20 protein-coding genes are annotated in these 18,588 nt (G+C 64.8%); 14 read left to right on the forward strand and 6 right to left on the reverse strand.

Annotation, left to right across the window (positions count from 1 at the left end; all coding sequences use genetic code 11):
• The first annotated feature begins 18 nt into the window (after nucleotides 1–18).
• The 3 genes from QYQ98_RS00210 (at nucleotide 19) to QYQ98_RS00220 (ending at nucleotide 3,466) form a co-directional block, all read left to right on the forward strand.
• A complete protein-coding gene (locus QYQ98_RS00210; protein WP_302006775.1) occupies nucleotides 19–981 on the forward strand; it encodes an electron transfer flavoprotein subunit alpha/FixB family protein in 963 nt (320 codons plus the stop codon).
• Nucleotides 982–1,000: 19 nt separating this feature from the next.
• Nucleotides 1,001–2,233: a cysteine desulfurase family protein gene (locus tag QYQ98_RS00215; protein ID WP_302006776.1), complete on the forward strand. Its 1,233-nt coding sequence runs from the start codon at nucleotides 1,001–1,003 to the stop codon at nucleotides 2,231–2,233.
• Between the two features lie 147 nt (nucleotides 2,234–2,380).
• Nucleotides 2,381–3,466: a glycoside hydrolase family 25 protein gene (locus QYQ98_RS00220; protein ID WP_302006777.1), complete on the forward strand. Its 1,086-nt coding sequence runs from the start codon at nucleotides 2,381–2,383 to the stop codon at nucleotides 3,464–3,466.
• A gap of 22 nt (nucleotides 3,467–3,488) precedes the next feature.
• On the opposite strand, the gene QYQ98_RS00225 is transcribed toward QYQ98_RS00220, so the two are convergent.
• Nucleotides 3,489–4,286 (reverse strand): spermidine synthase, encoded by a 798-nt coding sequence (locus QYQ98_RS00225; RefSeq protein WP_302006778.1) that lies wholly within the window; start codon nucleotides 4,284–4,286, stop codon nucleotides 3,489–3,491.
• Nucleotides 4,287–4,342: 56 nt separating this feature from the next.
• Complete coding sequence (locus QYQ98_RS00230; protein ID WP_302006779.1) at nucleotides 4,343–4,483, reverse strand: hypothetical protein; 141 nt, start codon at nucleotides 4,481–4,483, stop codon at nucleotides 4,343–4,345.
• 38 nt (nucleotides 4,484–4,521) lie between these two features.
• Here QYQ98_RS00230 and mnmA point away from each other — a divergent pair, with 38 nt between their 5' ends.
• The 3 genes from mnmA to QYQ98_RS00245 all read left to right on the forward strand — a co-directional run bounded on the left by mnmA (nucleotide 4,522) and on the right by QYQ98_RS00245 (nucleotide 7,026).
• Complete coding sequence (gene mnmA, locus QYQ98_RS00235; RefSeq protein WP_302006780.1) at nucleotides 4,522–5,682, forward strand: tRNA 2-thiouridine(34) synthase MnmA; 1,161 nt, start codon at nucleotides 4,522–4,524, stop codon at nucleotides 5,680–5,682.
• Complete coding sequence (locus tag QYQ98_RS00240) at nucleotides 5,679–6,557, forward strand: methionine synthase (protein ID WP_302006781.1); 879 nt, start codon at nucleotides 5,679–5,681, stop codon at nucleotides 6,555–6,557. The genes mnmA and QYQ98_RS00240 overlap by 4 nt, the downstream gene beginning before the upstream one ends.
• 70 nt (nucleotides 6,558–6,627) lie before the next feature.
• Nucleotides 6,628–7,026, forward strand: coding sequence for a hypothetical protein (locus QYQ98_RS00245; RefSeq protein WP_302006782.1), 399 nt, complete (start codon nucleotides 6,628–6,630; stop codon nucleotides 7,024–7,026).
• On the opposite strand, the gene QYQ98_RS00250 is transcribed toward QYQ98_RS00245, so the two are convergent.
• Nucleotides 7,019–7,696 (reverse strand): 3'-5' exonuclease, encoded by a 678-nt coding sequence (locus tag QYQ98_RS00250; RefSeq protein ID WP_302006783.1) that lies wholly within the window; start codon nucleotides 7,694–7,696, stop codon nucleotides 7,019–7,021. The genes QYQ98_RS00245 and QYQ98_RS00250 overlap by 8 nt on opposite strands.
• Nucleotides 7,697–7,778: 82 nt before the next feature.
• On the opposite strand from QYQ98_RS00250, the gene QYQ98_RS00255 reads away from it, so the two are divergent.
• On the forward strand, nucleotides 7,779–8,558 hold the full coding sequence (locus QYQ98_RS00255; RefSeq protein ID WP_302006784.1) for a MerR family transcriptional regulator: 780 nt from the start codon (nucleotides 7,779–7,781) through the stop codon (nucleotides 8,556–8,558).
• A gap of 61 nt (nucleotides 8,559–8,619) precedes the next feature.
• Nucleotides 8,620–10,629, forward strand: a complete 2,010-nt coding sequence (gene ligA / locus QYQ98_RS00260; protein ID WP_302007773.1) for an NAD-dependent DNA ligase LigA — start codon at nucleotides 8,620–8,622, stop codon at nucleotides 10,627–10,629.
• Nucleotides 10,630–10,638: 9 nt separating this feature from the next.
• On the opposite strand, the gene QYQ98_RS00265 is transcribed toward ligA, so the two are convergent.
• Nucleotides 10,639–11,313 carry an amino acid-binding ACT domain protein gene (locus tag QYQ98_RS00265; protein ID WP_302006785.1) on the reverse strand — a complete coding sequence of 225 codons (675 nt, stop codon included), beginning with the start codon at nucleotides 11,311–11,313 and terminating at the stop codon, nucleotides 10,639–10,641.
• Between the two features lie 93 nt (nucleotides 11,314–11,406).
• On the opposite strand from QYQ98_RS00265, the gene gatC reads away from it, so the two are divergent.
• From gatC to QYQ98_RS00295, 6 genes are all read left to right on the forward strand, one after another.
• Nucleotides 11,407–11,715, forward strand: a complete 309-nt coding sequence (gatC, locus tag QYQ98_RS00270) for an Asp-tRNA(Asn)/Glu-tRNA(Gln) amidotransferase subunit GatC (RefSeq protein ID WP_302006786.1) — start codon at nucleotides 11,407–11,409, stop codon at nucleotides 11,713–11,715.
• Nucleotides 11,715–13,196 carry an Asp-tRNA(Asn)/Glu-tRNA(Gln) amidotransferase subunit GatA gene (gene gatA, locus QYQ98_RS00275; RefSeq protein WP_302006787.1) on the forward strand — a complete coding sequence of 494 codons (1,482 nt, stop codon included), beginning with the start codon at nucleotides 11,715–11,717 and terminating at the stop codon, nucleotides 13,194–13,196. The genes gatC and gatA overlap by 1 nt, the downstream gene beginning before the upstream one ends.
• Nucleotides 13,180–14,499 (forward strand): MFS transporter, encoded by a 1,320-nt coding sequence (locus QYQ98_RS00280; protein ID WP_302006788.1) that lies wholly within the window; start codon nucleotides 13,180–13,182, stop codon nucleotides 14,497–14,499. The genes gatA and QYQ98_RS00280 overlap by 17 nt, the downstream gene beginning before the upstream one ends.
• Before the next feature lie 103 nt (nucleotides 14,500–14,602).
• Nucleotides 14,603–15,634, forward strand: coding sequence for a 6-phosphofructokinase (locus tag QYQ98_RS00285; protein WP_302006789.1), 1,032 nt, complete (start codon nucleotides 14,603–14,605; stop codon nucleotides 15,632–15,634).
• Nucleotides 15,635–15,643: 9 nt separating this feature from the next.
• On the forward strand, nucleotides 15,644–16,573 hold the full coding sequence (locus QYQ98_RS00290; protein ID WP_302006790.1) for an NAD-dependent epimerase/dehydratase family protein: 930 nt from the start codon (nucleotides 15,644–15,646) through the stop codon (nucleotides 16,571–16,573).
• Complete coding sequence (locus QYQ98_RS00295; protein ID WP_302006792.1) at nucleotides 16,570–17,166, forward strand: GNAT family N-acetyltransferase; 597 nt, start codon at nucleotides 16,570–16,572, stop codon at nucleotides 17,164–17,166. The genes QYQ98_RS00290 and QYQ98_RS00295 overlap by 4 nt, the downstream gene beginning before the upstream one ends.
• On the opposite strand, the gene QYQ98_RS00300 is transcribed toward QYQ98_RS00295, so the two are convergent.
• Both QYQ98_RS00300 and QYQ98_RS00305 read right to left on the reverse strand, forming a co-directional pair.
• Nucleotides 17,163–18,017, reverse strand: a complete 855-nt coding sequence (locus tag QYQ98_RS00300) for a PrsW family glutamic-type intramembrane protease (RefSeq protein WP_302006793.1) — start codon at nucleotides 18,015–18,017, stop codon at nucleotides 17,163–17,165. The two genes, QYQ98_RS00295 and QYQ98_RS00300, sit on opposite strands and share 4 nt — an antisense overlap.
• On the reverse strand, nucleotides 18,014–18,559 hold the full coding sequence (locus QYQ98_RS00305) for a hypothetical protein (protein WP_302006794.1): 546 nt from the start codon (nucleotides 18,557–18,559) through the stop codon (nucleotides 18,014–18,016). The genes QYQ98_RS00300 and QYQ98_RS00305 overlap by 4 nt, the downstream gene beginning before the upstream one ends.
• Nucleotides 18,560–18,588 lie beyond the last annotated feature (29 nt).

Below are 18,588 nucleotides of genomic sequence, written 5' to 3' on the forward strand. Positions count from 1 at the left end.
TAAAGGAGCCGAAACCCAATGCACGTCTATGTACTGGCAGAACACGCAGGCTCTCAGTTGAGCCCGATCACCGGCGAGCTGATCACGGCGGCGCGGGGGCTGGGGGTGGTGTCGGCGGTTGTCGTCGGCAAGCCTGGCGATGCCGATGCTCTCGCACCCGAGCTGGCTGCTCTCGGCGCCGCCCAGGTGATCGACGCGTCCGCAGAGGATTACGCCGAGCGTCTGATTCTCCCTGAGGTCGATGCGCTGCAGGCGCTTGGCGCCGCGAACCCGGCCCCGATCGTCATCGCCGCAACGGTGACCGGCAACGAGATCGCCGGCCGCCTCGCCGCGCGCCTCGGTTCCGGTGTGCTCGCGAATGTGGTGGGCATCGAGGACAACCGGACTGCCCACCACGAGATCTTCGGCGGCAGCTACACGACGACCGCTGTCGCCGGCGGCGAGTGCCCGATCTACACCCTCCGCCCGGGCTCCGTGAAGGCCGAGCCGCAGGAGGCGGCCGGGGAAGTCGCGCCGATGCCGCTGCCTGCCGCCACGGAGCGCGACGTGCGCGTCATCTCCTTCACCCCGAAGGTGCGCGCCGACCGCCCCGAGCTCACCCAGGCATCCACCGTCGTTTCCGGCGGACGTGGGGTCGGGTCGGCCGAGGGCTACAAGGAGTACGTCGAGCAGCTTGCCGATGTCCTCGGCGCCGCCACAGGCTCCACCCGCGACATCGTCGACCTGGGCTACGCCGACCCCGAAACTCAGGTGGGCCAGACCGGCGCGACCGTGGCGCCGGACCTGTACATCGCGCTCGGTATTTCCGGCGCAATCCAGCACACCTCAGGTATGCAGACCTCCGGCACCATCGTCGCGGTCAACCAGGACCGCGACGAGCCGATCTTCTCCATCGCCGACATTGGTGTTGTCGCCGACATCGAGGAGTTCGTACCCGAGCTGATCAAGGCGCTCGAAGCGCAGAGTAACAACGCGCAATAACGAGCGCGGAGAGGTTCGCATGACGGACTCTGTGCGGTACTTCGACCACGCCGCCACCACACCGATGCGGCGGGTGGCTATCGACGCGTGGGCCGAACACGCCCACCTGCTCAACCCCGGAGGACAGTACGCATCGGGCCGCGCCGCGAACGCCGCCCTTGCGCAGGCCCGCGAAACCGTCGCGGAGATCCTCGGTGCCGACCCTGTCGAGGTGATCTTCACCGCCTCCGGTACCGAGGCCGACAACTTGGCCATCCGTGGGCTGTTCCGCGCGGCGCGGGATGCCGGCGCGTCTGGCTCAAACCGGATCATTTCCACTTCGATTGAGCACCCGGCGGTGCGCGAGACGGTAGCGGATCTGGCGAAGCTGGGGGCGGACGTCGAGATACTCCCCGTCGGCACGGACGGTGTCGTCCGGGGTCGCGCTTTGGATTCGGCAGCTGCGGCAGCCGACGCTGCGAGAACCGACGCTGCGGCTTCAAAAGCGGCGTTTACGTCAGTTCTGGACTCACCCGCCGCCGTAGCCACGTGTATGTGGGCGAACAACGAGACTGGAGCGATCCAGCCTGTCGAGGAAATCGTGCAGCGGGCGAATGCGGCCGGCACGCCCGTCCACGTTGACGCGGTGCAAGTGGTTGGCCACCTGCCTGTGGATTTCCACGCTCTCGGGGCGACGACGCTAGCTGCCTCCGCCCACAAATTCGGTGGCCCGCGCGGTGCTGGAATCCTGCTGGCGAAACGTTCCCCGGTGCCTGCCCCCGTTTTGACCGGTGGGGGACAACAGCGGGGCATCCGCCCCGGAACCGTCGATGTCGCTGCAGCTGTGGCGACAGCGGCAGCTCTGAAGGAAACCGTCGAAGAAATGGATCGGGAGTGCGCCCGCCTCGAGGCGCTTCGCGACGCGCTCGTCGCCGAGGCTCTGCGCACCATTCCGGGCGCTCGCGCGACGGTGCTGCCAGAAGGGAGCCGCGTTCTGCCGGGGCACGCGCACCTGACTTTCCCCGGGGCGAACGGGGACGCGATGATCATGCTGCTGGACAGCATGGGGATTGAGGCGTCGACGGGTTCGGCGTGCAACAACGGTGTGAACCAACGCAGCCACGTGCTCGAGGCGATGGGATTGCCGGACGACCAGGTTGACGGCGCGCTCCGGTTCACTCTCGGGCGCACGACTATGGATGAGGACGTGCAGTTTCTCCTCGAAAGGCTGCCAGAGGTGATTGGGAAGGCGCGGGACGTCGCAAAGCTGTGATGCTCAGCAAAGTTGTAAAGCTCAGAGTTGCGGCGCCGGGAGGCCGTGAACTGTAGCTCCGGGAAGTTACGGCCTGCGACACTGCCGGTCATGTTGCGCGCGTGTCGATTGTGGTTTGTGTGACTGATGTGAGTTACGGTGCGTACCATGACTCGTTCTTTGCGCCCCGCAGCCCTCATCGCATCCGCGGCCATTGCATTCTCCGGCATCATGGCAGCTGGCACCGTAGGCGCCGACAGCCGTGCCGACTGGGTCAACGGCGTCGACGTCTCCCACCACCAAGACACCGGCGGTGACGCCATCGCCTGGAATTCGGTGCGTGACGACAACAACCGCTTCGCCATCATCAAGGCCACGGAAGGCGCGGACTACACCGATGACGCCTACGCGAAATTCGCGCAGGGAGCTCTCGATTCGGGCCTGACCGTCGGCGCCTACCACTACGCGCGCCCCGCGAACGACCCGGTGGCGCAGGCGACCAACTTCGCTAACGTGCTCAAGACCGGCCCGGCAACCACACTGCCGCCCGTGCTCGACCTCGAGGTGGACGAAGGCCTGAGCCCGCAGGAGCTGCGGGACTGGACGCGCACATTCCTCACCGAGCTGGAGAAGCAGACCGGCCGCCGCCCGATGGTGTACACCTACCGCTACTTCTGGCTCGAGCAGATGGGCGACACCGACGAGTTCTCCGACTACCCGCTGTGGCTCGCCGCTTACCAGAACAAGGCTCCGGCCCCCGTCGGCGGATGGGACACGGTGGATATCTGGCAGCGGTCTGAATCGGGGCGCGTGGCCGGCATCAACACACCCGTGGACCTGAACCTCTTCAACGGCAACCAGGGCCAGTGGGCGAGCTTCGTCGCCGGCGATCACAACGCACCCGGCGGCTTGCTCGAACAGTTCCAGGACAACGAGATTGAAAGCGGCATCGCCGACTCGCTCGCTGTCTTGGAGAAGAACAACAGCGCGCTGGCCGCCGCGATCCTGGGTCTCGCATCCGGCGTTCTGGCACCGCAGCAGGTGGAAGCTGCCGCGCAGACATTCGGCTTCGATGCCGGCGACGCGCACAATATCGCAGACACCGCACGCATCCAGATCGAAAACGGCACGCTGCCTATCGACGACCTCAACAACATGATGCTCGGCGACAACTACTCCGTCGGCGACCTGCTCATTCTGCTCGACAATGCGAATAAAGCCGGCGGCGGTGCAGGCGCCGGTTCCAGCCAGTAATTCCCGCCGCTATGGACGCCGCCTAATCAGTCGAGTCATCGTGCCTCGGCGCGGCTGAGGCCGCCATCTCCCGGGCCCACGCGTCCCCCTTGAAGTGCGCGGGCACCCCGCCCCCGAACAACCGTCTGGTTAGCTCGGGGGTTTCGTGGATTTCGGCGGCAGACCCGAGGAGGATGATGTTGCCGTAGCGTCGGCCCTTGAGCATCGGCGGGTCGGCGATGGCGGCGATGTGAGGGAAGACCTCGGCCATGCCCGCGAGCTCCTCGCGCGCTTCCTGCAGATCGCCCCGGGAACCGCAGTTGGCGACGTAGAGGCCGTCCGACGAGAGGGAGCGGAGGCAGGAGTGGTAGAAGGGGAGAGTCGTCAAGCTGCGCGGTGTTGTCGCTGATTCGAAGACGTCGCGGATGATCACGTCGCGCGACGCGTCGACGAAGCTGTCGGTGACCTCGCGCGCGTCACCCACGCGGACCTTCACCGTCGGCTTGCGCGGAATGTCGAATTTCCCGCGGGCAAGATGCGCCAACTCCATGTCCCATTCGACGACCGTGTTGCGTGAATGCGGCCACACGTGCGCGAAATAGCGCGGCAGCGAACACCCCGCGCCGCCGAGGTGCGTCAGCCGCGGCTTCTCCCACGCGCGGGTCTCCTCAACCGCCGCCGCGATCCAGCGCATGTACTCGAAGTCGAGCCGCCCCGGGTCACCCGGCACGATATGCGAGCTGGGCACCCCGTTCACCATGAGGAGCATCGACCCGTCGGGTTCGTGAATAATCTCGGCGATCCCGGTGTCGATCTCATGAATTTCGCTCTCATTGGCCATAGGAGCCTTAGCCTACCGAAGCTTTCCGCATCGACTCAGCCTGTTGAGTTCCGCGGCTACAGAGCAATGTCTGTTCTCTGGACGTATGCGGAAGTGGCGATCCACTCGAGACCGGTGAGTACCACTGAGGCGAGAACTACTTGCGCGAGGGCGGCGGGATCGAGGGAGTTCGCGACGGCCACCGCGCTGCTGCTCATTTTCCGTCCGCGGTTGACCGCGAGTACACTCCAGCCACGTGCGAGTTCTGGCAGCAATGAGTGGCGGCGTCGATTCCTCTGTGGCGGCGGCGCGGCTTGTGCGTGCCGGCCACGACGTCGTTGGCGTCCACCTCGCCCTGAGCAAAGACGCGCAGCAGACCCGCGAATCCGCGCGCGGCTGCTGCTCGCTGGAGGATTCCGCCGACGCGCGCCGCGTGTGCGACAAGCTGGGCATTCCGTTCTACGTGTGGGATTTCTCGGACCGCTTCAAAGAAGAAGTCATCGACGATTTCGTGGACAGCTACGCGCGCGGGGAGACCCCGAACCCGTGCCTGCGCTGCAACGAGAAGATCAAGTTCGCGGCGCTGCTCGAGCGCGCGGTCACGCTCGGTTTCGACGCCATCGCGACAGGGCATTACGCGCTTATCGACGATGCCGGCAACCTCCGCCGCTCCACCGACGCAAATAAGGACCAGTCGTATGTCCTCGGTGTGATGACCCGCGACGAGCTGGACCGCTGCATTTTCCCGGTCGGCGACACCGAGAAGCCCCAGATCCGGGAGGAGGCCGCCGAATGCGGTTTCTCCACCGCATCGAAGCCGGACTCCTACGACATCTGCTTTATTCCGGACGGCAATACCCAGGCGTTCCTGGGGGCATCGATCGGGATGCGCCCCGGCATGATCGTCGACCAGGACGGCGCTGAGCTCAAGGAGCACGACGGTGCGTTCCAGTACACGATCGGGCAGCGCAAGGGACTGAATATCCGCGTGCCGGCCGCCGACGGCAAGCCCCGGTACGTCACGGACATCGATGCCGCCACGGGCACAGTGACCGTCGGCCCCCGCGCAGCACTGGACGTGACGACGATTCACGCCGATCGCCTCAAAGTCCTGCACCCAGCCATGACTGAGGCCGGAAGCGTCGAGGGCTTCGAGGCGAATGTGCAGATCCGCGCCCACGGCGGTGTCGTGGCGTGTCGCGCGTATGTCGACTCCGAGGCCGGCAACGGCGGCACGATGCGGCTGGAGCTTTCCGAGCCACTGTCCGGTGTCGCGCGCGGCCAAGCCGCCGTGCTCTACCTGCCGGACCCGGACGGGCAGGGCGATATCGTGCTCGGCTCGGGCACCATCTGCGGCACCGAGTCTGCCAGCACCGAGTCTGCCAGCACTGAGTCGGCTGGTTCGGGGGCGGCGTGACGGCATTCGGGCTCGGGCCGATGCCCGGCACCGACCTCGTGCAGGCGGCGGACGTGGTGCTGTCGGAGACCCCGACACCGCACCTACCGCAGCTGCCCGCCCGCGGTGTCGGATCGGATCTGATCGGCCGGACAGCGGCGTTGATGCCTCTCAACCTCGACATCGGGCCGCGTTCCTGGCGGGTGACCCGCCGCCCGCAGTTGGCCACCATTCGTGCGCGTGATCAGTTCGAACGCGACCTCGACCTGCTCGAGCAGCTCTGGGCCGGCAGGCTGGCGGCGGATTCCGTGATAAAGGTGCAGCTTGCCGGTCCCTGGACCCTCGCCGCCCAGATCGAGATGGCGAACGGCCACCGGGTCATCACTGATCGGGGCGCGACCCGGGACATCGCCGATGCGCTCGCGCACGCGGTGGGGGAGCATCGGGGGGACGTCGCAAAACGGTTCGGCGCACGCACGCTGCTGCAGCTCGATGAACCGTACCTGGGGGCCGTGCTGGCGGGGACGGTGAAGGGCGCGACCGACTACGAGGAGATTCCCGCGGTGCCGGAGGAGCGTGTGCTCGATGTGCTGGGAGCGTTTGGCGAGCACCTGATCAACAGCCAGCGCCCGCTGTACGGAGCGGACTGGTTCACCGTCGATCTCGCAGGCAGGGTCGACCTGGATGCGTTGGCGGGCGCGCTCGACCGCGGCGCGCGGATCGCCGTGCCTGTGATGGAGCCGCGCGAGGTCTTCAATATCTTCGACCGGCTCCAGATCGACCCGGCGGAAACGGCCATCGACGTGTACGCCCAACCCGGGCCGACGCTGGTGAAGACCGCGGAGAACTACCGCGCGGCAGCCGAGATGGCGGACGCGATCACACCTCCCCGATAATAGCTATGAGATTGGCCATACAGCGCCTATAAACCGAGCTAGATTCAGCGATGAGTCTTAGAATGGAGGCATGGCAATCAACGGGTTGAAATGGGAGAGGAAAGAAAGCAACTGGGTCCTAAGCATCGGGACCGCCGTCGGATTCATGATCGCGTCTTCGTTGCTTTTCGACGATCTCTTCCTCGCCTTGGCCTTCGGTCTCGCCCTGGGCATCGTGGTGATTCCCTTCTCCGGTAAGCACTCCGTTGCCATCAGTGACGGTAAGGTGACCTTCGACAACGGGGACGGAGAAGACAGCGTTCCCGTTTCCGAGCTCGCCGCGCTCCGCCAGGAGCCCAAGGGCGATGTGCTCGTGCTCGACTTCGCCGACGGGAAGAAGATAGCGATCGACACCTGCGGCGACGACGCCGGTGTCGCCGAATTCATTGAGCGGGTGCACGACACGCCCGAGCTCAGTCACATCAGCTGATCATCGGCCAGCCGGTGGCGATGCCGGAGGTGTCGCGCCCGCGGGACTCGCAGTACGCGCGGAAGTCCGTCTGAATCTCGAAATGCTTCACAGCCTGGAACTCCATGAGCTCGTCGAGCTCTTTGGCAGCGAGCTCGGGCCACCTCTGCTTGACCTGCTTCCAGGCGATGCGCGCGGCTGCCATCGCGTCGGCGGTGGCCTCGTGGGCATTGTCTAGCTGGACGCCATAGAAATCAGACAGCGCGCCCAAGTTCCGCTTGCCGCCTTTGCGGTAGCGATCCATGGCACGGTCGATCAGCAAAGGGTCATACACCGGCCCGGTCACGGTGAAATCGCCGGTCAGCGTGCGCAGCACTGTCAGATCGTAGGGGGCGTTGAACACGATCAGGGTGAAGCCCTCGTCCCACGCTTGCTTGATGGTGTCGACGGTCTCGCGCAGAACGTCGTCGTGCGGGCGGCCCTCAGCGCGCGCCTTTTCAGTGGAGATGCCGTGGATCGCTGCTGCCTGCGCCGGGATCTCCACGCCCGGGTCGGCGAGGTGCTCGGCGGCGGAGACGGACGAGCCGTCGATACGCACGAGCGCCGAGGTCACGATCCGCGCCTCCCGCGGGTTCGCCGACGTCGTCTCCAGGTCGAAGGAGAGCATCCGCGAGGCATCGAAAGTTGGCATGCACCTCATTCTAATGAGCACCGCGGCACGTTTCGGCCGCAGCTCTTGACCTTGCCCCAACGTCAATGTTCACACTGTTGTCATGGGTGAGTACACGGAGTACACGATCGGAGAAGTCGCCGGGATGCTCGGCGTGACAACGAAGACTCTTCGGCACTGGGAGGCGCGCGGCCTGCTCGATCCGTGGCGGACCGCGGCAGACTACCGCGTCTACACGGACGATGACGTCGAGCGGGGCGCGGCGATCGCGCTCTACCGCGGCGTGGGCATGTCGCTCGACTCCATTGCAGAGCTTATCGACGCCCCATCCCACACCCTCCGCACCGCCCTCACCCGTCACCGCGCATTGTTGTCCGACCAGCTGGCTGCTGTTTCCAGCCAGCTGGAGGCAGTAGACGCGCTCATTGAAGAATCTGAAAACGCGAAAGAAGGAGATATCGACATGGACGCAATGAAGAAATACCTCGGAGAGAAGATGCCCGAATACCAGGTGGAAGCCGAGCAGCGCTGGGGAGACACCGCCGAATGGGCGCAGTCCCAGGAGAAGCTGGGCCAGATGGGCGAGAATGATTTCATCGCACTGCAGCGGGATCACGAAGAGTTCGTCGCCAAGCTGAAGCAGGCCCAGAAGGACGGGGTCGAGGCGGGGTCAGATGAGGCGAAGGGCCTCGTGGATAAGCACCGCGAAATGATCGAGCAGTGGTACGAGGTCACACCGCCGCGTCAGCTGATTCTCGCGCGTATGTACGTCTGCGACGAGCGCTTTCACGAGATGTACGAGGGCACGCAGGACTACTTGGTTGAACTCGTCGAGGCTCAGGCCGCGGCTGAGGGCGTGGATCTGGATAACCCGCAGTGGTGAGAGATCTCTAGACTTGGTGCCCGTGACTGAGAACAACGCACCGGGCGGCACTGAAGGAACAGTGGACAAGGATCTGCTTCGCGAGTGGACGGATCTGGCCAAGGAGGTCCGCCACCACCGGGACCTGTACTACAACGGCGACCCGGTGATCACGGACGCGGAGTTCGACGAGATGTTCCGCCGGCTGCAGAAGCTCGAGGAGGAGCATCCGGAGCTCGCGGTGCCGGATTCGCCGACCAAGGAGGTCGGCGCGCCGACGACGGATACGGCGTTCGCGGATGTGGAGCACCTCCAGCCGATGACCAGTCTGGACAACGTGTTCTCGGCCGAGGAGCTGGCGGACTGGCTGGCCAAAACACCGGGACCGTACTTGACGGAGCTGAAGATCGACGGGCTGTCGATCGATTTGGTCTACGAGAACGGCGCGCTCGTGCGCGCTGCGACGCGTGGCGACGGTCGCGTGGGCGAAGACATCACCGCCAACGCGAAGGTGATCGAGGACATCCCGCACGAACTGACCGGCGACACCCCCGCATTGCTCGAGGTCCGCGGCGAGGTGTTCATCCGCCCGGAGGACTTCCCGGAGCTCAACGAGCTGCGCCAGAAGGAGGGCGGCAAGCCGTTCGCTAATCCGCGTAACACGGCCGCAGGTGGCCTCCGCCAGAAAGACCCTGAGGCGGTGCGCAAGCGCAAGCTGCACATGATCTGCCACGGCATCGGCGCGCGAGAGGGCGTGGAGTTCATTTCGCAGCACGACGCCTACGAGAAGCTCGCGTCCTGGGGGCTGCCCGTCAGCGAGTACACCAAGCGGGCAGAGACAGCAGAGGAAGTCCAAGAAGCCGTAACTTACTGGGCGGACCACCGCCACGATGCCATCCACGAGATGGACGGAGTGGTGGTCAAGGTTGACGATTTGGCTCAGCAGCGCCAGCTCGGCTTCACCTCCCGCGCGCCGCGCTGGGCGATCGCGTACAAATACCCGCCGGAGGAAGTGACCACGAAGCTGCTCGACATCGAGGTCTCCATCGGCCGCACGGGCCGCGCCACGCCGTTCGCGGTCATGGAGCCGGTGTTCGTCTCCGGTTCGACGGTGTCTATGGCCACGCTGCACAACCAGACAGAGGTCAAGCGCAAGGGCGTGCTCATCGGCGACACCGTGGTGGTGCGCAAAGCAGGCGAGATCATTCCGGAGGTGCTCGGCCCAGTCGCAGATCTGCGCGACGGCACGGAGCGCGAGTTCGTCTTCCCCGAGAACTGCCCGGCCTGCGGCACGAAGCTCGCGCCCGCGAAGGAGGGCGACGCGGACTGGCGTTGCCCGAATACCCGCTCGTGCCCGGCGCAGCTCGGCGCGCGCTTGGAGTACATCGCCTCGCGCGGGGCGTTCGACATCGAGGCACTCGGAGAGAAGGGCGCACGCGACCTCATCGCTTCGGGCGTGCTTATCGACGAGTCCACCCTTTTCTCGCTGTCCTCCGACGATTTAGAAAAGTCGTCTACGTACACGAGAAAAGACGGGCAGATCAATGCCTCCGGCACAAAGCTCCTGAACAACCTGCAGGAGAAAAAGTCCACGGACCTGTGGCGGGTGCTCGTCGCGTTGTCCATCCGGCATGTCGGGCCGACTGCGGCTCGTGCCCTAGCCGCGCGCTACAAGTCGATGGAGGCGCTGCGGGCCGCATCGACAGAAGAGCTCGCTGAGACCGACGGCGTGGGCACCATCATCGCGGAGTCCTTCAAGGACTGGTTCGAGGTGGACTGGCATCGGGAGATCGTCGATAGGTGGGCGGCTGCCGGTGTGACCATGGAGGACTCTGCCGAGGATGCTGCCCCGCAGACCCTCGAAGGCCTGACTGTCGTGGTCACCGGTACCCTGGAGAACTTCTCCCGCGACAGCGCGAAAGAGGCGATCCTGTCGCGCGGTGGCAAGGCATCGGGTTCGGTGTCGAAAAAGACCGACTATGTCGTCGTCGGTGAGAATGCGGGCTCAAAGGAGCAGAAGGCCCGCGACCTGGGTATCACGATTTTGGACGAAGCCCAGTTCGAGCGTCTGCTGGAAATCGGCGAGGTCTAGCGCGCGGAGCTAGCGGACCAGGGCGCCGACGATGGTACCCAGATCGCCGATGTGGGCGACCTCGGAAGCGAGGAAGTCGGGCCCGCCGGTGCGGCCGACAACCATGTAGAGCCCGGTCGTGCCCAGGGGAGTGACGGCCAAGGTGGAATCGAGCAGCCACCACGCCTCGGGCACCCACGTGTCGGTGTCGTCGCGGAGGATGCGGGCATCGGAGACGTCGATAAGCTTGGGTGCGGAACCGTCGTCTCCCGGAGCTGCCTGGGACGCTGCGACGCGCTCGCTGCCGTCGCCAGTGTCGCGCAGGACAACCGCCCAGGAAGATGTCAAGGCTAACGGCATGACAGAAACGAGCTCCTGCATCGCGGCCGGGAGGTCGCGGACCTGATTGGCAACGTGGGTGAGCATTTGGACTTGCTCGCGGCGGTCGACCCGGCCGGTGAACGGGCGGATCGAATCGACCTCCACGCCGTCGACGGACGCTGCGGCGGTGATGAGCGAATCGACCATCGTGCCGGTGGGCAACTCCACCACGATGTCGTCGGTGACCATCGCGCCCCTGTCGGTGAACGTGGTCTCCACGATGTCAACGGACTGAATATTCGCGTCGACCATCCCGAACGCCTCGGCGAGCTCACCGAGGCTGCCGGGGGTGTCGGGAAGGACCACACGGATCAGGTAGGACATCTCGTCTCATCTCGTTGAAAGTCGTTCGGTGTGCTGCCGTAGTATAAGGGCGTTGAAGACTGTAACCCAAGGATTTTAAGAAGGTGGGACAACGTGGCTGAAGCCCCAGGAATCTCCCGCGAGGAGGTCGCACGCATTGCGCGGTTGGCGCGCATAGCCGTGAGCGACGAGGAACTGGACCAGCTCGCAGGTCAACTGGACACCATTGTGGAGGCCGTCTCCGCGGTGCAGGCAGTGGACACCGACGGCGTCGAGCCCATGAGCCACCCGCACAGTGTAGAGGCGGCCATGCGTGAGGATGTCCAGCGCACCACCCTCACCCAGGCGCAGGCACTCGACCAGGCGCCCGAGGTCGAGGAGAACCGCTTCATGGTTCCGCAAATCCTGGGGGAGGAGGACTAATGACCGATTACACCATTCCCGCCGAAGGACTGACCAGCCTGCCGGCGCACGTGCTGGCGAAGAAGATCCAGGCCGGCGAGGTGACCTCCCGCGAGGTCACACAGGCATTCCTGGACCGCATAGCGGAGACTGACGAGACCATCGGCGCTTTCCTGCACGTCGGCGCCGAAGAAGCGTTGAAGACCGCCGATGAGGTGGACAAGCAGGTAGCGGAGGGCCGAGAGCCTGCGTCGCCGCTGGCCGGTGTGCCGCTGGCGCTGAAAGATCTCTTTGTCACCACCGACGCACCGACGACCGCTGCGTCGAAGATGCTCGAGGGCTACATGAGCCCCTACGACGCGACGATCGTGACCAAGATCCGCGAGGCAGGCATCCCGATCTTGGGCAAGACGAACTTGGATGAGTTCGCCATGGGTTCCTCGACCGAGAACTCCGCCTACAAGGTCACCCGCAACCCGCACGATGTGGACCGCACCCCGGGCGGTTCCGGCGGTGGCACGGCCGCAGCGCTCGCTGCGGGCCAGGCACCGCTAGGCATCGGCACCGACACCGGCGGGTCGATCCGCCAGCCGGCGTCGCTCACGGGCACTGTCGGCGTGAAGCCGACCTACGGCGCGGTCTCCCGCTACGGCATGATCGCCAACGCCTCATCGCTCGACCAGTGCGGCCCGTGCGCGAATAACGTGCTCGACGCCGCTCTGCTCCACGAGGTCATCGCAGGCCACGACGAGTTCGACGCCACTAGCGTCGACCGTCCGGTCAGTGCAGTCGTCGCCGCGGCCCGCGAAGGTGCCTCCGGCGACCTGACGGGTGTCAAGGTCGGCCGTGTGAAGCAGTTCCGCGGCGAGGGAATGCAAAATGGGGTGGCGGAAGCCGTCGATAAAGCGATTGCGCAACTCGAATCTCAGGGTGCGGAAATCGTCGATGTCGATTGCCCGAATTTCGCTCACGTCATGGGTGCGTACTACATCATTCAGACCTCGGAGGTCAGCTCGAACCTCGCGCGTTTCGACGGCATGCGTTACGGCCAGCGCGCCGGCGACGACGGCACGAACTCCGCTGAGGAGGTCATGGCGCTCACCCGCGGCGAAGGCTTCGGCGACGAGGTCAAGCGCCGCGTGATCCTGGGCACCTACGCACTGTCCGTTGGATACTACGACGCGTACTACCTGCAGGCGCAGCGCATCCGCACCCTTGTGGCGCAGGACTTCGCCAAGGCCTTCGAGCAGGTGGACATCATTGCTGGCCCGGCGACGCCGACCACGGCGTTCAAGCTCGGCGACAAGGTGGACGACCCGCTGGCAATGTACAACTTCGACCTGTTCACGCTACCGCTGAACCTGGCCGGTCTGCCGGGCATGTCCGTTCCGGCGGGCACCGCTTCCGACACCGGTCTTCCGGTGGGCTTGCAGCTCATCTCGCCGGCCTTTGCCGACGAGCGCCTCTACCGCGTGGCCGCCGCTTTTGAAGCCCGCCGTTAATCCCTGGAACACCCTCGCAGCGCTCGCTGCGGGGTATTTCCTTGTCCTGATCGACCAGGGCTTCATGCCCGTGATCACGCCGATGTTGCCTTTCGACGTCGGCAATGCGGTCTGGCTCACCAGTGTGTACCTGCTGTGCACCGTTGCCCCGATGCCCGCAACCGGGCGGTTGGGGGACGCGTGCGGTCAACGGCGGGTCTTTCTCGTCGGACTGGCCGTCTACGTCATTGCGCTGGTCTTCGCAGGCGCGTCATGGTCCTTCGGATCGCTCGTTGTAGCTCGCGGCCTGCAGGGCTTCGGTGCCGCGGTGTTCCTGCCGCAGGCCTTTGGATTGATTCCCCGGGTCTTCAGCGAAGACACCCAGGGCCGTGCGTTCGCGGCCTGGGGAGTGATCGGCTCGGTGGCCTCACTCATCGGGCCTGTAGCAGGCGGTGCGATCGCGGAATACTCAGGGTGGCGCGCGGCCTTCTTCGCGCAAGCTGCGCTAGGTGGAGTCGCTGTCATCGCCGGGTTTGTCGCCCTGCCGAAACTCGCCGCAGGGCAGCAGCGGGTCTATCTGCTTCCCGTCCTGTTATCTTTCGGCGGACTTGGTTTGTTGGTCTACGGCATTCAGTTCGGCCAGTGGCTGTCTATCGTTGCGGGGGCAGTGTTCCTCGCGGCACTGTTCCTGGCGGCCCGAAACGGCGAGGACCACGGTTTCCTTCCCCTCGAACTCGTCCGCGACCGGTCCTTCGCTCTCGGTGCAGTCGGTGTTACCGCCATGGGATTCACCGTCGCCTCGATGTTCATTCCGTTGATGTACTGGCTCCAGACAGTCGCGGGGGCGTCGCCCACCGCATCCGGTCTCATCACTGCGCCGATGTCCGTTTTCGCGTTGCTGCTTACCCCGGTAGCTGGTTACCTCACGGATCGGCGGGATCCGGGCACGCTCTGTGTCGCCGGTTTCGCGGTGTGCGCGGCCGGGTTAGCGCTAGGCATTGTTCTGATCAATGTGTCGGCGGGCGTGTGGTGGTTCACCGCGGTGACATCGTTGCTCGGAATCGGCGGGGCGTTCGTGTGGGCGCCGAATGCCGCCGTGACGATGCGGGGCATCGCCGACAGTAAGACCGGTGCGGCATCGGGGCTGTACAACACCGCCCGGCAAGTTGGGAGCGTCCTCGGCGTGGCGCTGGTGGGCACGGTTCTTTCCACCGGGCCGATCGAAGCTACCGCGGGGGCGGCGCTCGCATTGCCTCTGGCCGCGATGGTCGTCGGCGCGGCGGCGGCCGTTCCTCTGCGCGCCGGGCCTAGAGCTTACTGGTGAACGGCCCGGAGAGCCGGAAGGCAGGAGGGCCGGGAAAACGCTGCGGTTCAGGTAGCCGGGGATAGTCCGGACAGCACTTTGCAATCGCGCTAGTGTGGGGGCTATGCGTCTTGCCACACTCACTTCCGGCGGCGACTGCCCCGGCCTCAACGCTGTCATCCGCGGCATTGTCCGCACCGCGAGTTCCGAATACGGTTCCACGGTGGTGGGGTACCAGGACGGCTGGGTGGGGCTCATGGAGGATCTGCGCCAGGACTTGTACGACGACGCGTTCATCGACTCGATCCTGCTGCGTGGAGGCACCATTTTGGGCACGGGTCGCTTGCACCCGGACAAGTTCAAGGCCGGTTTGGACCAGATCAAGGCGAATCTCGACGACGCGGGAATTGACGCGTTGATTCCCATCGGCGGGGAAGGCACCCTCAAGGGCGCGAAATGGCTCTCCGACAACGGCATCCCCGTCGTTGGTGTGCCGAAGACGATCGACAACGATGTCAACGCCACAGACTACACGTTCGGTTTCGACACCGCGGTGTCGGTGGCCACTGACGCGATCGATCGCCTGCACACCACCGCCGAGTCGCATAACCGCATTCTCATCGTCGAAGTGATGGGCCGCCACGTCGGTTGGATTGCCCTGCACGCGGGTATGGCCGGCGGTGCGCACTACACCGTCATCCCCGAGGACCCCTTCGATATCGACGACATCTGCAAGGCCATGGAGCGCCGGTTCCAGATGGGCGAGAAGTACGGCATCATCGTCGTCGCCGAGGGTGCAGTGCCCAAGGAAGGCACGATGGATGCCGGTCTGGGCGAAGAAGACGAATTCGGCCACAAGACTTTCACCGGTATGGGGCAAATCATCGGCGACGAGATTCATCGCCGTTTGGGTTACGACGTGCGTACGACGGTGCTCGGCCACACGCAGCGCGGCGGCACGCCGACGGCGTACGACCGTGTGTTGGCAACCCGCTATGGAGTGCACGCGGCGCGCGCGGCGCACGAGGGGAATTTCGGCACCACGGTCGCCCTGCGCGGCGAGGACATCACGCTCGTCCCGCTCGGCGACGCTGTCGAGAATTTGAAGCGCGTTCCGGAACACCGGATTAGAACTGCGCGATCGATGTTCGGTTAAAATCAGCGCGTGCGCACTCTCGTCACCGGCGGTGCCGGGTTCATCGGTTCTCATCTCGTCGACCTGCTGATTGAGGACGGGCACGATGTCGCTGTCGTGGACGACCTCAGCAGTGGCCGGATGGAGAATCTCAGCCATCAGCCGACCGTGGAGCTCGTCGAGGGGGATATTGGGGGCGACGGGATTGGGGGTGTCGTCGATAAGCTGGCACCTGAGGTGATCTTCCACCTCGCCGCGCAGATTGATGTGCGGAAGTCCGTCGAGGACCCAGTTGGGGATGCGGAAGCTAATATTCTGGCGACGATCAAGCTCGCGGACGCGGCGCGAAAAGCGGGCGTCCGGAAGATCGTGCACACCTCTTCTGGCGGCTCGATTTACGGTTCGCCTGACACGTTCCCCGTCGACGAATCTTTCCCGGTCGATCCTCACTCGCCCTATGCGGCGTCGAAGCTGGCGGGTGAGCAATACCTGGGCACCTTCCGCCACCTGTACGGCATTCAGGCGAGCTTCATCGCGCCAGCGAACGTGTACGGGCCGCGCCAGAACCCGCATGGCGAGGCCGGCGTTGTGGCGATCTTCGCGGAGAACCTGCTGCGCGGAAACACGACGAAGATTTTCGGCGGTGGCACGAACACCCGCGACTACGTGTACGTGGGTGATGTTGCCCGCGCGTTCGTGCTGGCGGCAGGGGAGCGCGGAGACGGGCAGCGCTTCAACATCGGCACCGCGATCGAGACAACCGACCGGGATCTGCACAGCCTCGTTGCGCGACATGCGGGAGCGCCTGACAATCCGGAGAATTTCCCGCCGCGGCTTGGCGACGTCCCACGGTCTGCCCTGTCTTATTCCCGTGCACGGGAAGTACTAGGATGGGAGCCCACTGTCATGCTCTATGAAGGTGTGGCGCGCACCGTCGACTATTTCCGGAGGATGCAATGAGTTCCCGCGACGAGGACTTCAGCGACAACCCGACGCTGAGCAACCAGTGGGTGACACTGGAACCGTTGAGCCTCGATCATGCGGAGTCGCTCGCTTTCCACGTCGGGGACCTGTCCGAGCTGTGGTACCAGGACCACATTCCGACTCCCGCGGGAGTTCCCGAGTACATCGAGTCGAATCTCGCTGATCAGAGGCGTGGTGAACGTGCCCCCTGGGCGATCGTCGATCCGGAGGGCAACGCCATCGGTGTGACCACGTTCCTGCACCCGGACCCGGCGAACCGGAGCATTGAAATCGGCTCCACGTGGATCACCAAAGACGCGCAGGGCACACCGTTCAACAAGGCGGCGAAGCTGCTCATGCTCCAGCGCGCTTTCGAGGATCTCGGGTGCCTGCGCGTGGAGATCCGCACGCACTACATGAACCGGCAGTCGCGCGCGGCCATCGAGAGCCTCGGCGCCAAGCTCGACGGGGTGCTGCGCCGCCACAAGATCCTCAAGAGCGGTCTCGTCCGCGATACCTGCGTTTATTCGATCCTGGACACCGAGTGGCCCGAGGTGAAGACCGCGCTCGAGGCGCGGCTTAAGCCCTAGGCCGAATGCGCGGCGGTCGAACAAGCGTCGGCGAGATCCCGCCGGCCGATCTTGCGGCTGCGGAGGTAGAGCCACGGTCCGCCCATCCAACTGAGCAATAAAGTGGCGAAGAAGCCGATAATTGGGGCGATCTCGCCCGGCAATTCCGCAGCGGAATTGAAAATGGCGTGGGTGGCGTACCCGACGAGGTACCAGCCGATGAGCTGAGCCGTGCGCCAGCCGATCGTCTTGTCGGTGCGGCACAGGAATTGACCCAAGCCCCACGCCGCCAGACCGGTGTAAATGGAGTGGGACCACGGCCCAGCGATCGTGCGAATGCCGAAGCCGGTGAGGGAGCCCAGGACGTCCGAGTTGAGGTTCTCGAGCGCGCCTTTGAGCACGTAGGTGGCATTCTCGCCCGCTGAGAAACCAAAGCCAACGGCGATGCCCACCACCACGGCCTCGATCGGGCGGCGGATGCGGAAGACCACCGTGCACAGCACGAACACAGTGGTGAATTTGAGCAGCTCTTCGGTGATCGGAGAGAGCATGCCGAACTGCAGGTTACTTAGGCCCAGCCAGTTTTTGAATGCGATGGCGGACGAGTTCGTCGCCACTGCCGGGGCAATCAGAACCATGCCGAAGAAGAACCCGGCGACGATGAACCCGGGCGTGGAATTAATCAGACGACCGGGATGTCCACGCAAGAGGAGCCAGGCGAGAAGCAGCCAGAGCGCCGCCAGCAGGGCACACAATGCGGTTGTGGTTCCGTTGAACGGCAGACCCACAAGATAGATCGTGGACCATACGCCGGCGGCGAGGAAGAGAACCGCTGCGGCGATGCGGAGGTACAGCATCAGTTTGTCGTTCATTCGGAGGCCTCCTTTTCGCTAGTGGCGACAGCGGCGCCGTCGATAAGCCGTAGAGACAGTTCTCCTGCCTTATCTCCGCCGAAGGAGAAGTACCGGGTGGTCTCGCCGTCGGCGACCGAGACCGCGACAAGCGCGTCAGCGCCGCTTTCGCCGTTGGCCTTCACGTGCACTCCGCTTCGCGGGGACTCGACACCATCGGTGTCGACGGTGCGCTCGAGCGCCGCCGCCCGGTAATAGCGCGCGAGAGCCATGGTCGGGTCGTCCGGCGTGCGCGCGGAACGGCCGAGAATTCTCGTCTCGCCGCAATCCCAGATGGAGGTGTCTCCTCCGAAACCCGACGGGTTGGAGCATTCGAGAGTCCCACCGTTGCCGTCGGGGAGACTGACATTTCCCAGCTCGACGGGGTTGCTCGGGGTGTTCGTTTCAGAAGCGCTCGTCGTTGCGTCGACAAAGCGTGGAAATGCGATTGCCGCCGCTATTAGGACAAATAAAATAAACCCGAGCACGAAAGGTGCCCGAGAGGATCTCACATCATTTATCACGCCGATCAGGCTACATTGCTGAGCCTATG

The organism is Corynebacterium sp. P3-F1, assembly GCF_030503635.1.
GTDB lineage: Bacteria > Actinomycetota > Actinomycetes > Mycobacteriales > Mycobacteriaceae > Corynebacterium.